The sequence below is a fragment of the Leifsonia sp. McL0607 genome, from assembly GCF_049993355.1.
Lineage (GTDB): Bacteria > Actinomycetota > Actinomycetes > Actinomycetales > Microbacteriaceae > Leifsonia.
This window is the reverse complement of the sequence record NZ_CP188253.1, coordinates 2,419,357-2,434,317: the sequence shown is the minus strand read 5'-3', so window position 1 is coordinate 2,434,317 and position 14,961 is coordinate 2,419,357. Positions and strand designations below refer to the sequence as shown.

General features: G+C 69.0%; 12 protein-coding genes. 2 read left to right on the top strand and 10 right to left on the bottom strand.

What is annotated here, in order from left to right:
- Positions 1–78: 78 nt before the first annotated feature.
- Genes ACPPVW_RS11675 through ACPPVW_RS11665 form a run of 3 tightly spaced genes read right to left on the bottom strand, consistent with a single transcriptional unit; the run spans position 79 to position 2,915 of the window.
- The gene (locus ACPPVW_RS11675) at positions 79–1,575 is read right to left on the bottom strand and encodes an ABC transporter substrate-binding protein (protein WP_426623289.1); all 1,497 of its coding nucleotides are present in this window, start codon (positions 1,573–1,575) and stop codon (positions 79–81) included.
- A gap of 53 nt (positions 1,576–1,628) precedes the next feature.
- Positions 1,629–2,384, bottom strand: a complete 756-nt coding sequence (locus tag ACPPVW_RS11670; RefSeq protein ID WP_426623288.1) for a DUF1684 domain-containing protein — start codon at positions 2,382–2,384, stop codon at positions 1,629–1,631.
- 36 nt (positions 2,385–2,420) lie between these two features.
- Entirely contained in the window at positions 2,421–2,915 is a 495-nt protein-coding gene (locus ACPPVW_RS11665) for a hypothetical protein (RefSeq protein WP_426623287.1), read from the bottom strand.
- Positions 2,916–3,140: 225 nt separating this feature from the next.
- Here ACPPVW_RS11665 and ACPPVW_RS11660 point away from each other — a divergent pair, with 225 nt between their 5' ends.
- The gene (locus tag ACPPVW_RS11660; RefSeq protein WP_018190103.1) at positions 3,141–3,389 is read left to right on the top strand and encodes a WhiB family transcriptional regulator; all 249 of its coding nucleotides are present in this window, start codon (positions 3,141–3,143) and stop codon (positions 3,387–3,389) included.
- 135 nt (positions 3,390–3,524) lie between these two features.
- Here the strand turns inward: ACPPVW_RS11660 and ACPPVW_RS11655 are convergent, their stop codons facing one another.
- Together ACPPVW_RS11655 and ACPPVW_RS11650 are read right to left on the bottom strand one after the other, a co-directional pair.
- The gene (locus ACPPVW_RS11655) at positions 3,525–5,018 is read right to left on the bottom strand and encodes a sensor histidine kinase (protein ID WP_426623286.1); all 1,494 of its coding nucleotides are present in this window, start codon (positions 5,016–5,018) and stop codon (positions 3,525–3,527) included.
- A gap of 23 nt (positions 5,019–5,041) precedes the next feature.
- Positions 5,042–5,212, bottom strand: coding sequence for a hypothetical protein (locus ACPPVW_RS11650; protein ID WP_426623285.1), 171 nt, complete (start codon positions 5,210–5,212; stop codon positions 5,042–5,044).
- 97 nt (positions 5,213–5,309) lie between these two features.
- Here ACPPVW_RS11650 and ACPPVW_RS11645 point away from each other — a divergent pair, with 97 nt between their 5' ends.
- Positions 5,310–5,876, top strand: a complete 567-nt coding sequence (locus tag ACPPVW_RS11645; RefSeq protein ID WP_426623284.1) for an Rv3235 family protein — start codon at positions 5,310–5,312, stop codon at positions 5,874–5,876.
- Between the two features lie 76 nt (positions 5,877–5,952).
- On the opposite strand, the gene secA is transcribed toward ACPPVW_RS11645, so the two are convergent.
- The 5 genes from secA to mtrB all read right to left on the bottom strand — a co-directional run bounded on the left by secA (position 5,953) and on the right by mtrB (position 14,960).
- Positions 5,953–8,760, bottom strand: a complete 2,808-nt coding sequence (gene secA, locus ACPPVW_RS11640) for a preprotein translocase subunit SecA (RefSeq protein ID WP_426623283.1) — start codon at positions 8,758–8,760, stop codon at positions 5,953–5,955.
- 269 nt (positions 8,761–9,029) lie between these two features.
- On the bottom strand, positions 9,030–9,728 hold the full coding sequence (hpf, locus tag ACPPVW_RS11635; RefSeq protein ID WP_426623282.1) for a ribosome hibernation-promoting factor, HPF/YfiA family: 699 nt from the start codon (positions 9,726–9,728) through the stop codon (positions 9,030–9,032).
- 1,067 nt (positions 9,729–10,795) lie between these two features.
- Positions 10,796–11,467 (bottom strand): ComF family protein, encoded by a 672-nt coding sequence (locus ACPPVW_RS11630; RefSeq protein WP_426623281.1) that lies wholly within the window; start codon positions 11,465–11,467, stop codon positions 10,796–10,798.
- Positions 11,468–11,565: 98 nt separating this feature from the next.
- The gene (locus ACPPVW_RS11625; protein WP_426623280.1) at positions 11,566–13,260 is read right to left on the bottom strand and encodes a GerMN domain-containing protein; all 1,695 of its coding nucleotides are present in this window, start codon (positions 13,258–13,260) and stop codon (positions 11,566–11,568) included.
- On the bottom strand, positions 13,257–14,960 hold the full coding sequence (gene mtrB / locus ACPPVW_RS11620; protein WP_426623279.1) for an MtrAB system histidine kinase MtrB: 1,704 nt from the start codon (positions 14,958–14,960) through the stop codon (positions 13,257–13,259). The genes ACPPVW_RS11625 and mtrB overlap by 4 nt, the downstream gene beginning before the upstream one ends.
- Position 14,961: the final 1 nt, after the last annotated feature.

The window sequence follows — 14,961 nt, the reverse complement described above, 5'->3', positions numbered from 1 at the left end:
CAGCGTAGATGCTCGGGGAGGCCGTTTCGGGCCTCCCCGAGCATCTGTGGAGAACGCGGTCGGGCCGCGCTCTGTTGACTACTTCTTGACGATGTCGTACGCGTAGAACTGCGAGTTGAGCCCGTTCACCGGGTATCCGCTCACCGAGCTCGACGCGACGACGATCTGCGGGTAGAGGTACAGCCACGCACTGGCGGCGTCCTTGGCGATCTGCTCGTTCACGAGCTTGAGCTTCGCCGTCTGCTCCGCCGTGGTGGAGGCCTGCTCCGCCTCGTTCACCCAGGACGCGACCTGCGGGTTGTCGTAGCCCCAGTAGAAGTCGGGGTTGCCGTACCAGACCACGTCGCGGTCGTTGACGTGCTCCTGCAGGGTGGCGACGAAGTCGTGGTTCTTGAACACCTTCGTGTACCACTGGTCGGCCGAGATGGAGTTGATGTTCACCGTGACCCCGACCTTCGCGAGCTCCGTCTTGAGGAACTCCGCGACCGCGGGGTGCGGGTCGTACGTCGGCGTGTCGAGCGTGAACGTGAAGCCGTTCGGGTAGCCGGCCTCGGCCAGCTCCTTCTTGGCGAGCGACACGTCGTACGGGTTCACCGCGGTGAGGTTCTCGTACCAGGGGTCGCTCGGCGGCACCATCGAGCCGATGAGCGTGCCGTACGTGCCCCAGATCGAGCTGAGCAGCTTCTTGGTGTCGATCGCGGAGTAGACAGCTTTGCGGACCTCGGTCTTGTCGAAGGGCGCGACCTTGTCGTTGAAGGCCAACAGTTCTTTCGTCGTCGACTTGCCGTCGCTGATCGTGTAGCTCTTGTTGCCCTCGAACTGGGTCAGCGAGTCCGGGCTCTGAATGCTGGTGACGACGTCGACCTGGTTCGTGAGAAGAGCGTTCGAGAGAGCGCTGGCGTCTGTGAAGTAGTCGTAGACGACCTCCGTGTTCTTCGCCTTGTCGCCCCAGTAGCCGCTCCAGCGCTCGAGACTGAGCGAGGTGCCGCGCTTCCAGGCGCCCAGCGTGTAGGGGCCGGTGCCATCCTCCGACGTCTTGTAGTTCGTCGTGCCCGGACCGTAGATCCACACGTAGCTGAGATTGTAGGGCAGCGAGATGGAGCGGGACTTCAGCGAGATCACGACGGTCGTGTCGTCGGGGGTGTGGATGCCCGAGATGATGGCGAGCTGCGATTTGCGGGCCGACTGCGAGTCGTCCGCGAGCACCCGCTCGATGCTCGACTTGACCGCGGCGCTGGTGAGCGGCTTGCCCGAGTGGAACTTCACGCCGTCGCGGAGGGTGAACGTGTAGGTCAGGCCGTCCGCGCTGGTCGTGTACGTCGTCGCCAGCAGCGGCTCGACCTTGCCGTCGTCGGTGAGTTTGAACAGCCCCTCGTAGACGTTGCCGTTGAGGGCCTCGGCGACGCCCTGGCCTCCGCCCGCGGTGTTGTCCAGGTTGACGGGCTCATAGAGGGAGCCGACGGCGATCGACGCGTCGGTACCGGTGGAAGACGGCGACGCGCCCGAGCAGCCGGCGAGGGTCAGGGCCGCGGCGATGCCGATCGCGAACGAGGCGAGCAGGGGGGTCTTTCTCAACGGAGTTCTCCTGTGCTGTTGGACTGCGAAAGGGACGAAGGGAGGGAGCAGGCTCAGTGGGCGGCGCCGTCGCGGAGCACGACGCGCTTCTCGCCCGCGGTCACGGGCACGGCGAAGCGGTTGTTCCGCGGCGGCAGCGGACAGTTGTGCTGGTCCGAGAAGCCGCACGGAGGCACGAAGGCGCGGTTGAAGTCGAGCACGGCGCGGTCGCCGTCGCGGGTGACGAAGAGGAAGCGGCCGGAGGCGTACGTGCCGTCGTGGCCGTCTTCGCCGTTGGTCGGGTCTCCGAAGACGAGCAGGAGGGTGCCGTCGTCGTCGAACGCGCTCAGCGTGTAGTCGACTCCGTCACGCTCGAACGTGATGTCGCCCGGCACCACGAGGTCGCGCGTCAGGCCGTTGTCGCGGATGTGCTCGAAGGGGATCGTGCGCTCGCCCTCGACGGGCGTGAAGCGGGCCTCGATGACCCAGGACGGGTCGAACGGGAACGCCTCGATCGTCTCGAACGCGCGGATCGCCGAAGAGTCGGCATCCCAGAGACGAATGCCGCGCTCGAGCTCGCCCGTGTCGAGGTTGCGGCGGCTCAGCTCCGTCGCCGTCACGGTCGCGGGCTGTCCGACCAGCGCCTGCTCCGTCGTCGTCTCGTCGCGATCGTCCAGCCAGCGGGTCTCGACGAGGGCGAGGTTGCCGGTGGATGAGACGACGGACCCGAGTCGCCAGGCGCGCCAAGCGGCGTAGTCGGCCTCTGCGGTCTGGATGGCGGACGGGGAAGCAAGGGCAGGGGCGGAGGTTTCAGTCACGATATCGGCCATAACAGAGCGAGTCTGCGTCTTGTTCCCGCCCCGACGCTATTCGTGTGTCCCCGTGTGTCGCTCGTCGCCCTGCTCGTCGCCCTGCTCGTCGTCGGCGACCTCCCCGGCCGTCGCCCGCACCACCGACGGTGCGAGCGCGAGCACACCGGCGACCACCGCGGGCACGAGGAGCGCCCAGCCGATGTCCGGTCGCGCGACCAAGCCCTGGAAGCTGCCGACAGCCACCGCGATCATCAGGATCTGGATCGTGACGGTCGACGCACGCGCCCACGCGTGCAGCCGCAGGATCCCGACGAACGTGACGATCACCCACACCGCGCCGATGGCGACGAGAAGCGTGATGGCGATCGCGGTGGTGTACGACTGGGGGGTCGTCGTGAGAAGCTCGAACAGCAACCACAGCGCGAGCCCGGTGACGAGCAGCGCCTCGAGCGCGATGATGACCGCGAGAACGATCAGCAGCGGAGGCCTGGCCCGCCCCGCACGCGGCGAATCGGGCGGAGCGGGAACCGGCGCGGACGGGTCGGGCACTATAACATCCAGACGTTTCGAGTGTGTGTTCACAGCGTTATCCCATACAAAACTATTGATTCGGATTAACCGCTATGGGAGCATATTCAAGGCCGAGTTAGTGCTCACAGGGTGGTGGGCAGGTCTCATTCCCCATGGATCTGAAGAACCCTGTAACGCGGCTGCTTACCTGCATTCTAGGCCCTTCGGGCCAGGAAACACTCAGCAAACAAGGAGCATATCTTCATGGATTGGCGCGACAAGGCCGCCTGCCTGACCGCGGACCCCGAACTGTTCTTCCCTGTGGGAAACACGGGTCCTGCGGTCGACCAGATCGACAAGGCAAAGGCGGTATGCGCTCGCTGCACCGTGACGGAGATCTGCCTCCAGTACGCCCTCGAGACCGGCCAGGACTCGGGGGTCTGGGGCGGTCTCTCCGAAGACGAGCGCCGCGCGCTCAAGCGTCGCGCCGCCCGCGCGCGCCGCGCCTCCTGAGCCCCGCCGGCACCTCCTGACTCCCGGTCACGGCTTCCTCCATCACGACGTCGCCGAGGCGGCGCTCCCGAACACCTAGCAGACGTCATCGTTCGGGAGCGCCCCTCGGCGCTGTGCTGTGCGGCCGACGCGGTGTCAGACCGTGGTGAGGTAGCGGAGGGGCACCTCGATGGTGACCTCCGTGCCCTGCCCCATCATCGTGTGCCAGTCGATGGCGCCCCCGAGCTCGCCCTGGATCAGGGTTCGCACGATCTGCGTGCCGAGGCCTGAGCCGACCTTGCCCTCCGGGAGGCCGGACCCGTTGTCCACGACCTTGACGGTGAGCGACTCGGCCGAGCGGTTGGCCACGATCTCCACCTGACCCTCGCGTCCGGCCAGGCCGTGCTCCACGGCGTTCGTCACCAACTCGGTGAGCGCGAGCGCCAGCGGCGTCGCGTACCCGCTCGGCAGGGAGCCGAAGGTGCCCGACTTCTTGGGGTGCACCGTCGTCGTGTGGCTCGCCGCCACCTCCGCGACCAGGAGAAGAACCCGGTCGAAGACGTCGTCGAAGTCGACGATCTGCGCCAGACCGGTGGAGAGCGTGTCGTGCACGACCGCGATCGCCGCCACACGCCGCATGGCTTGGCTCAGCGCCTCCCTGGCCTCCTCCGAATGCGTGCGGCGCGCCTGGATACGCAGCAGCGACGCGACGGTCTGGAGGTTGTTCTTGACGCGGTGGTGGATCTCGCGGATCGTGGCGTCCTTGGTGATGAGCTCGCGCTCCTGGTGGCGCTGCTCCGACACGTCGCGGCACAGCACGATCGCGCCGACGCGCTGCCCGCGGTTGCGGATCGGAATGGCGCGCAGCGACACGGTCACACCGCGGGCTTCGATGTCGGTGCGCCACGGGGCACGGCCGGTCACGACCAGCGGGAGCGACTCGTCTACCGTGATGGTGCCGGCGAGGAGGCCGGTAGTCACCGTGGCGAGCGACTCGCCCTCCAACTCACCCGTGAAGCCCATGCGGTTGAACGCGCTCAGGGCGTTGGGACTGGCGAACGTGGTGACGCCGTCGACGTCGAGGCGGATGAGACCGTCCGCCGCGCGCGGCTGACCGCGCCGTGGCGCCGCCGGGGCGCCGAGGTCGGGAAAGTCACCGGTGGCGATCATGTTGAACAGGTCGTTGGCGCAGTCGTTGAACGTGAGCTCCTGACGACTCGGCGTGCGCGCCTCGCTGAGGTTGGTGTGCCGCGTGATGACCGCCACCGGCTCGGGCGCGGTATCGGGCGAGTGGACCGTGAGCCGCCGGATCACCGGGACGGCGCGCACCCGCGTGGGGGTCTCCTCGTACCAGTCCGGGGCTGACGTGTCGATGATCTCCTTCGTCCGGTAGGCGTCGGTGACCTGCAGGCGCCACTCCGGCTTGATCCGCTGGCCGACGAAGTCGCGGTAGAAGAGGGTGGCAGCACTCGACGGACGGGCGTGCGCGACCGCGACGAAATCGTCGTCGGTCGTGGGCACCCAGAGGACGATGTCGGCGAAGGCCAGATCGGCCAGGAGCTGCCAGTCGCCGACGAGCGAGTGGAGCCACTCCACGTCCGCCTCGGAGGAACGACCGTGAGCATGGACGAGATCACTGAGCGTCGACACTCCCCCACTATAGACAGACGCCGTCACGCCCCGATGCCGACGGCCCCCCTCGCGAAGACACGGCGACCGAGGGACACCACGAGGAGGATCAGGCCGATCGTCAACAGGACGTATCCCGAACCGGTGCTGCCGGCGACCGGCGATTCCGAACGCCGGTCGAGGATCAGCACGCCGCCGTGGAACGAGTTGTCCACACCCGCGTTGATGCCCTGGACCCTCGCGAATCGCGCTGCTTGAGTGAGAGACAGGCAATCGACGAACGCGTCGATCAGAAGAATCGAGCACCATCAGATGAATGCACTCCTGACTTCCGTCCTCGACCGCGACGACCTCCGCCGTGACGAACTCGACGGGGCCGCCTGCGACGACACCAGCACGCTCCAGGCGCCTCCGACACGGCCGCCGACCAACGCCGCTCTGCAGGATCGGCCGCGGCTGGATCGATCGACGCTGGGCCGGCCGCCGCTGAGCGTCGTGCAGCAGGATCCCGACCCCGACCTCCGGCTCGTCGCAGGCCTCGATGGCGACCCGAGCCTACTGAGCGCCAAGCTGGCGCTGTGCGTCATCGAGATCCTCGCGGGAGCGCGACCCCTCGACCAGCTCGGGAGGTGGGTGAGCGATTCCGTGTACGTGCAGCTCCTCCGCCGCACCGTGATCGCCTCGCGCTCGCGGGAGGTCACGGGCGACGACGCCCGCCGCCCGCGCGTCCGCGTCGGCGAGCCGATGATCAACCGCCTCGGCGAGACCATCGTCGACGCCGTCGTCATGATCCACCAGCCGACCCGGTCACGCGCTGTAGCCCTCCGGCTGGAGCGCCACAGGAAGCGTTGGCGGGCCACCGCGATCAGCGTGCTGTAGACGCCACGGCGGGGTGGCCACGTGGCCACCCCGCCGTCGGCGCATCGCGCGCGCAGCGCTCCTGCGCTCAGCGAATTCAGCGCTTCTTGGCCTGCGCCCGTCGCTCCGCGCGGTTGGAGGGAGCCTCGTCGGACTCCTCCACACGCTGGCCGAAGGCGCCCCGCTGAGTCGACGCCTGGGTGGGCGGGGCGGCCGGGGCCGCCTGGCGCTGCGCGGCGCGCTGCGCGCGGTCGGTCGCCGCCTTCTCGATCTGGCCGCGCTGGTTGCGGACCTCGACCTCGCCCTGCTCGCCCGGAGCCGAGTAGCTGAGCCGGGCCTCCGAGGATTCGCCCCGGGCGAGACCCTTGGCTGCGACGGCCGGGGCTGCCACCTCGTCGGGTGCCTGGTTGACTTCGACCTCCAAGTTGAACAGGAAGCCGACGGTCTCCTCGCGGATGGCGCCCATCATCTGCTGGAACATCGCGTAGCCCTCGCGCTGGTACTCGACCAGCGGGTCGCGCTGGGCCATCGCGCGCAGGCCGATGCCGTCCTTCAGGTAGTCCATCTCGTAGAGGTGGTCGCGCCAGCGGCGGTCGATCACCGACAGCACCACGCGCCGCTCCAGCTCACGCATCGCCGGAGACCCGAGAGACTCTTCGCGCTTCTCGTAAGCGATCTTCGCGTCTGACATGATCTCGCGGCGCATGAAGTCGCGGTTGATGCGGCCCTTGTTGCCGGCCTCGGAGATGACCTCGTCGATGGAGACACCGACCGGGTACAGCGTCTTGAGCTCGGCCCAGAGAGCGTCGAAGTCCCAGTCGTCGCCGCTGCCCTCGCCGGTGTGCTGGTCGAGGATGTCGTCGATGACGTCGGTGAGGAACTTCTGAACGCGCTCGTGGAGGTCGTCGCCCTCGAGGATGTGACGGCGATCGCCGTAGATGGCCTCGCGCTGACGGTTGAGCACGTCGTCGTACTTGAGGACGTTCTTGCGGATCTCGGCGTTGCGCGCCTCCACCTGCGACTGCGCGCTGCGGATGGCACGGCTGACCACCTTGGACTCGATCGCCATGTCGTCGGGTACGCTCGTGCGGCCCATGAGGCTCTCGGCTGCGCCCGCGTTGAACAGGCGCATCAGGTCGTCGGTGAGCGACAGGTAGAAGCGGCTCTCGCCCGGGTCGCCCTGACGACCGGAGCGGCCGCGCAGCTGGTTGTCGATGCGGCGGGACTCGTGGCGCTCGGTACCGAGCACGTACAGACCGCCGGCATCGATGACCTTCTCGGCCTCCTCGGACACCTTCGACTTGACCTCGTCGAACACGCCGTCCCAGGCGTCCTCGTACTCGTCCGGCGTCTCGATCGGCGACAGCCCGCGGGCGTTCATTTCGGCGACGGCGATGAACTCGGCGTTGCCGCCGAGCATGATGTCGGTTCCACGTCCGGCCATGTTCGTGGCGACGGTGACGGACCCGAGGCGTCCGGCCTGGGCGACGATCGCCGCCTCGCGGGCGTGGTTCTTCGCGTTCAGGACCTCGTGGCGCACGCCCTTCTTGGCGAGCAGGCGCGAGAGGTACTCGCTCTTCTCGACGCTGGTCGTGCCGACGAGCACCGGCTGGCCATTCTCGTGGCGCTTGGCGATGTCTTCGACGACCTGATCGAACTTGGCCTTCTCGTTCTTGTAGACGAGGTCGGGCTGGTCTTTGCGCTGCATCGGCTTGTTCGTCGGGATAGGCACGACGCCGAGCTTGTAGGTGCTCATGAACTCGGCCGCCTCGGTCTCGGCGGTACCGGTCATGCCCGACAGCTTCTTGTAGAGACGGAAGTAGTTCTGCAGCGTGACCGTGGCGAGCGTCTGGTTCTCGGCCTTGACCTCGACGCCCTCCTTGGCCTCGATCGCCTGGTGAATACCCTCGTTGTAGCGACGGCCGACCAGGATGCGGCCGGTGTGCTCGTCGACGATGAGCACCTCGCCGTTCATGACGACGTAGTCCTTGTCGCGCTTGAACAGCGCGTTCGCCTTGATGGCGTTGTTGAGGAACGAGATGAGTGGGGTGTTCGCCGACTCGTAGAGGTTGTCGATGCCGAGGTAGTCCTCGACCTTCTCGATGCCCGGCTCGAGCACCCCGACGGTGCGCTTCTTCTCGTCGACCTCGTAGTCGACTTCCGGCGTGAGCCGGGTGGCCAGGCTGGCGAACTCGTTGAACCAGCGGTTCGCCTCGCCGGATGACGGACCGGAGATGATCAGCGGCGTGCGCGCCTCGTCGATCAGAATCGAGTCGACCTCGTCGACGATCGCGAAGTGGTGACCGCGCTGCACCATGTCGCTCGCCTGCCACGCCATGTTGTCGCGAAGGTAGTCGAAGCCGAACTCGTTGTTCGTGCCGTAGGTGATGTCGGCGGCGTACTGCTCGCGGCGTTCCTCGGGCGTCTGACCGGAGAGGATCACCCCGGTGGTCATACCGAGTGCGCGGAAGACGCGGCCCATGAGCTCCGACTGGTAGCTCGCGAGATAGTCGTTGACGGTGATGACGTGCACGCCGCGGCTGGTGATCGCGTTGAGGTAGGCGGCCGTGGTCGCGACCAGGGTCTTGCCCTCACCGGTCTTCATCTCGGCGATGTTGCCGAGATGGAGGGCCGCGCCGCCCATGATCTGCACGTCGAAGTGCCGCATGCCGAGCGTGCGCTTGGACGCCTCGCGCACGGCGGCGAAGGCCTCCGGCAGCAGGTCGTCGAGCGATTCGCCGTTGCTGTAGCGCTCGCGCAGCTCGACGGTCTCGTGTATGAGCTCTTCGTCGGTCAGCTCGCTGAAGTCGTCCTCGAGAGCGTTGACAGCCTTCGCGTATGCCTCCAGGCGCCGGAGGGTTCGTCCCTCGCCGACGCGGAGAACCTTTTCAAGAACTGAGGCCACTGATGCACTCCATTTTGCTCGGTCGGGCGATGATGCCCGCGCCCCGGCGGGCGCACGCCGCACGGCACACACCGCCGACGCTAGAGAACATCGTACTTGGTCCGCCAGCGCACACGTCCCGTGCTCGCTGGGAGGCCGCTGCGAGCGCGCGCGGTGGAGCTAGGGGCAGTGCGGAGCGATGCCGCGACCCCAGCGCCGAGGGAGTCTGCGACCGAGGTCTCAGACGTCGATGGCGTGCGCCGCCCGGGCGCACGCCATCGACGCGTCCGTCAGCCGAGCTTGCGGCTTGCCGTCGCCACCTCCTGCAGCTCCTCGGCATCGTCGTCGAGGGCGATCACGCCGTAGTCCCAGCCCTTGCGTCGGTACACGACGCTCGGCCGCTTGGTCTCCTGGTCCACGAAGAGGTAGAAGTCGTGGCCGACCAACTCCATGTAATAGAGGGCGTCGTCGACGGTCATCGGGATGCTCGCGAAGACCTTCTGGCGGATGACGACCGGGCTGTACTCCTCTTCGACCTCGCTCGACTCCGTCTCGTCGGTGACGACGGGCACACTCCCGGTGCGCACCTGGTCGAGCACCGACACGGGAGCCGCGGCGAGCCCGACGGCGCTGAACCCGTCGGTACTGGCCTCGCGCAGCGAGGTCGGCCGGTGCTGACCACGATGCACCTTGCGCCTGTCTTTGGCCCTCCTGACGCGCTCGAGGAGTTTCCCGAGCGCGATGTCGAACGCTGCGTACTTATCGGTGCCTGTCGCCTCCGACCGCACCACCGCCCGCGGCCCGACCAGCGTCAGCTCGACGCGATCGTCGCCGTTCTGGGATCCCAGCTTCTCGTTGTGTCGACTGACCTTGATCTCGAACGAGATGGCCCGCTCGGCGAGATGCGCGACCTTGTCGGCCTTCTCTGTCGCGTATTCGCGGAACCGATCAGTGATTCCCAGGTTGCGTCCGACGATGTTGATGTCCATGGAGACCTCCCTGATCCGGCGCGATGTCCGCCCGGATCACGAAGGGCGGATCGCTCGCGCCTTTTCGACTACCGTAGTGCTCCCCCGCGCGTTACGGAACCGTAATCAACGGGTGAATTCTTAGGAATCTCCCGAACGTTTGCTGGACGTGCCGACGACGCGCGGTGGAGCTCAAAGGCAGCGCGGAGCGATGCCGCGACCCCAGCGCCGAGGGAGCCAGCGACCGAGGACCCCTGCGACCCCAGCGCCGAGGGAGCCAGCGACCGAGGACCCCTGCGACCCCAGCGCCGAGGGAGCCAGCGACCGAGGACCCCTGCGACCCCAGCGCCGAGGGAGCCAGCGACCGAGGACCCCTGCGACCCCAGCGCCGAGGGAGCCAGCGACCGAGGACCCCTGCGACCCCAGCGCCGAGGGAGCCAGCGACCGAGGACCCCTGCGACCCCAGCGCCGAGGGAGCCAGCGACCGAGGACCCCTGCGACCCCAGCGCCGAGGGAGCCAGCGACCGAGGACCCCTGCGACCCCAGCGCCGAGGGAGCCAGCGACCGAGGACCCCTGCGACCCCAGCGCCGAGGGAGCCAGCGACCGAGGACCCCTGCGACCCCAGCGCCGAGGGAGCCAGCGACCGAGGACCCCTGCGACCCCAGCGCCGAGGGAGCCAGCGACCGAGGACCCCTGCGACCCCAGCGCCGAGGGAGCCAGCGACCGAGGACCCCTGCGACCCCAGCGCCGAGGGAGCCAGCGACCGAGGACCCCTGCGACCCCAGCGCCGAGGGAGCCAGCGACCGAGGACCCCTGCGACCCCAGCGCCGAGGGAGCCAGCGACCGAGGACCCCTGCGACCCCAGCGCCGAGGGAGCCAGCGACCGAGGACCCCTGCGACCCCAGCGCCGAGGGAGCCAGCGACCGAGGACCCCTGCGACCCCAGCGCCGAGGGAGCCAGCGACCGAGGACCCCTGCGACCCCAGCGCCGAGGGAGCCAGCGACCGAGGACCCCTGCGACCCCAGCGCCGAGGGAGCCAGCGACCGAGGACAGAGCATGCGACCGAGGTTCCAATGCGGAGGGACCCTCACCGTCGTCGTGGGGTCTGAGCGATGGTGGCAGCGCCCACCACGACGCCGCCGGCAGCGGTGATCGCCCTGGTGGCCTCCGCGAGCGTGGCGCCGGTCGTCACGATGTCGTCGACGAGCAAGCAGCGCCTGCCCGCCACCCGGGCGGAGGCGACCACGCTGCCCTCGCGATTGTGCTCGCGTTCGCTCGAGGAGAGCCCGGCCTGGTCGGACGTCTGACGCGTCAGCCGCAGTGCACGCCAGAGCGGCGGGACGAGGACACGGGAACGAGACAGGATCATGCCCGTCGGGTGATAACCCCTGCGCCTCCAGGCCGAACGCGTCGACGGGATCAGGACGGGGACGACCTGCTCGCCCGCGCTCGCGGCGACGACCGCCGAGCGCAGTGCGCTTGCCAGCGCAGGGGCGGCATCCACTCGTCCGGCGTCCTTGAAGGAGAGGAGCACCGCGCGGGGCACGTCGTCGTAGTCGAGGCCGGAGCAGACCGTGACGCCTGCGACGGTTCGGCTGCGCTCCTGCGGCACGAGAGAGCGCAGGCACGCGGAGCAGATGGAACGGTCGGGGACGGAGCACCCGGCGCAGCGGACCGGCAGCAGCACGGCGGCGGCGTCGAGGAGCGCGTCGCGAACGAGCCGGCGCGCTGGAACGGTAGAGGCGGAAGTCGAGATCATCGCCCCAGCCTCGCCGGTGCAGTCGGTCCTCGAGCCTCCGGGTCGACGATCCGTGGACAACCCGCGATCCGCCCCTCGCTGTGGAGGACGACGGCAGGTCAGGGCTGACCGAGCTGCACGGCGACCGCGCCCACTTTGTCGGTCTGCGTCTGCCACCCGCTCCCGGTCGGTGCCTGCAGAGTGCCGTCGGCGGCGAGCACCAGGTTCCGAGAGAGCCCTCCGGCGCCGACGATCGTGCGCCCCGCGGCCGGGCCGGCGGTCGTGGTCGACGTGCCGCCGATGGTCTGCTCGGTGATGGCGGTGGCGTCTCCGTTCGTCGTCGACAGCACGGCGACGGTCAGCTCTCCCGTCCAGGCGATCGACGTCGGCGAGCCGTCGCCCACCGCCAGCTCGATCGGCTGCGTGATGGAGGTCGGCAGTCCCTCCGCTCCCCGGACGACTCCGGCGGCGACCACCGAGTAGCCGAGGCCCGTGCGCAGCACGGCGACGACGCGGGTGCCGTCGCGCGAGACGGCGAGAGCGACGATCCCGACCGCCCCCGGCCAGTCCACCTTCACCGCATGCGGCTGCCCGTTCGAACCCGCGACATGGAGCGCCTCCGGCGCCGAGGCCGGCACGCTCCACAGCCAGCCCTCGTTGTCGAGTGCGGGCGCGATCAGGCCGGGTCTCGCGTCGACGCGGACCGGGTCACCCGACTTGCGCACGAGCACCGCCGCCCCGTGGGACAGCACCGCGACCTGGTCACGGCTGGCGTCGACGGTCGCCGCGGTGGGCTGGAGCGCCACCACCTTGTCGCTCAACCCGCTCAGGTCGGTGATCGTCGACCCGTTGAGCAGCCCGAAGCTGTCGCCCCGGTAGACGATCGCGTGCGAGTCGACCGGAGGGTCCTGGAGCGGGGACGACGCGTCGGAGAGCGGCGGGATCTGCTGCACGTTGCCCTCGATGGAGAGCTGCACGGAGGAGGCCAGAGCGCCCAGGCTCTGCTCCAGCTGGAGCTGCATGCGCTGCAGCTGCAGCTGGTCTGCCTGGCCGGCCTCCGAACTGAGGTCGACGCGCGCGACTCCGTCGGCGGTCGTGACCGACGGGACGGCGAGTTGCGTCCCCTGCGGGAAGGCGCTCGTCACAGCGCCGTTCAGCCATTTGGCCGGACCGGCGAGCACCGCGCCGGCGACCCGGGTGGCCGCCGAGGCGACCCGTGCGGGGAACCAGCGCGCATCCGGCACCAGGTAGGAGTAGCCGGCGTTGTAGAAGTACAGCGTCTGTTGGCTGTAGACGGCGCGGAAGGTCGGGTCGTCGATGACGACACCGTCTGGTGCCACAGCGATCCGCCACTGCCCGTTCTCGCGGGCGACCTCGTAGGAGAGTCCGATCGGCGCCTTGCTCGCGACCGGGCGGTATGAGCCGACGCTGTCGACGTTGGCGACCGGGATCACGTCCACCGACCACTGGTTGCCGTCGTGTTCGAACGTGCGGTTGCGGCCGTCGTCGACGGTGACCGACTCGTCGGGGTTCCACGAGGCCGCCATCGACTTGGTCAGGTACTTGCGGGCGATCGCGAAGTTGTTCTTCGGGCTGGAGGCCGCATCGATGAAGCCCTGCACGATCCGCTGCGGCGATGCGCCGTTCTCGGGAGGCGAGGGATTGAAGTCCAGATCGAGCTGGTCGCTGACCTGGGCGACCGGGCCGCCCTGGCGCACCGGACCGGAGTCCGGGATGCTCGCGCACGCCGCCAGCACCAGCGCGAGGGCGACGGCCACGGCCGCGCCGAGTCCGCGTGCGGTCCGGCGGATCATGCCCGTGCCCCGCTTCCCGGCCGTACGGCGCCGTCGTCGGCGTGCCCGGCAGTCCCCCGCGACGAGGCCGTGGTCTCGATCGGGGTCGGCTCCTGCTGACGCCGGCCGGGCTTGGCACCCGCGTCGGCGGGGGGCAGCAGCAGCGGCGACGAGATGATGCCCTTTCCGCTCACGCGCGGGAGCGTGAGCCGGAAGCACGCGCCCTCACCCGGCATCGACCACACCTGCAGCCAGCCGGAGTGCAGCGTAACGTCCTCGAGCGAGATCGCCAGGCCGAGGCCGGTGCCGCCGAGGGTGCGTTTGCGCGACGGATCGGCTCGCCAGAACCGATCGAACACGTGGTTGGCGTCGTTCTGGTTCATGCCGATCCCGTAGTCGCGCACCGCGAGCGCGACGGCCGTCTCGTTGCTGTCGACCGTCACCACAACCGGAGCGCCTTCGCCGTGCTCGATCGCGTTGCCGAGGAGGTTCCGGACGACCCGGCGGATGCGCCGCGGGTCCATGCTGACGTCGAAGTAGCCGCCCGGCGCCTCCAGCCGCAGCTCCGACCCGTTCTGCTCGGCGACCGCGTGGAGCTCGTCGACGACCTCCTCGGCGAGCCGCACCAGGTTGGTGGGCTCGGGCTCGAGCGCCACGGAGCCGGCGTCGTACCGGCTGATCTCGAGCAGGTCGGAGAGCAGACGGTCGAATCGCTCGATCTGCGTGTGCAGCAGCTCGGCGGTGCGGGTGGTCGCCGGCGGGAACGAACCGCGCTGGTCGTAGATGACGTCGCCGGCGAGCCGGATCGTCGTCAGCGGCGTACGCAGCTCGTGCGACACGTCGGAGACGAAGCGCTGCTGCAGCTGCGACAGCGTCGCCAGCTGGTTGATCTGGCTCTGGAGGCTGTCCGCCATCCCGTTGAAGGACCGCGCCAACGAGGCGAGGACATCCTCCCCCTTCTCCGGGATGCGTACGGCGAGGTCGCCGGCGGCGAGCCGTTCGCTCGTGCGCGCGGCCACGCGGATCGGCTCGACGACGAAGCGCACGATGACCCAGGTGATGGCGCCGATGAGCACGATCAGTGCGAGCCCGGCCAGCAGCAGCGTGTTCTGGACGAAGAGGAGGGTGTTCTCCGAGTCGCGCAGGTTGTAGCCGATGTAGAGCTCGTAACGGCCGTATGCCGGCAGCGTCAGCTGGGTCCCGACCACGATGCCGGGGTCGGTCGAGCCGGTTCCGGAGGGCAGAGCGACCGATTGGTAGAACTGCTTGGTCCCGCCGTTCTGCACCGCGGCCCGCAGCTCGGGCGAGATCACCGGGTTGAGCGCGGGGCTTCCGCGGTCGGGCGGTGCGAGGACGCTGGTGTCCTGTCCCGGCACGCGGTACGCGGCGATCAGCCGGCTGGAGGTCGACGCCTGCACGGACTGAAGGGTCGAGTTGAGCAGGTTCTTGCCGCTGTCTGCCGACCCGATGTCGGAGGCGTTCAGCGTCGACTGGGCGGCGGTCGTGGCGCGGCTGGAATCGCGCAGGGCCTGGTCGAGGCGGGACTGGTAGAGGTCGTTGCTGATGCTGAGCGCCATGTAGACGCCGGTGACGAGGATCGCGACCCCGGTCAAGAGCAGCGTGATCGCCACCGTCCGCAGCTGCAGGGAGCGGCGCCAGAGGCGCGCGAACTCGGACGGCACCTGCTGCCACCCCTCCCTGTCGGGCCAACGGAAGCGCATC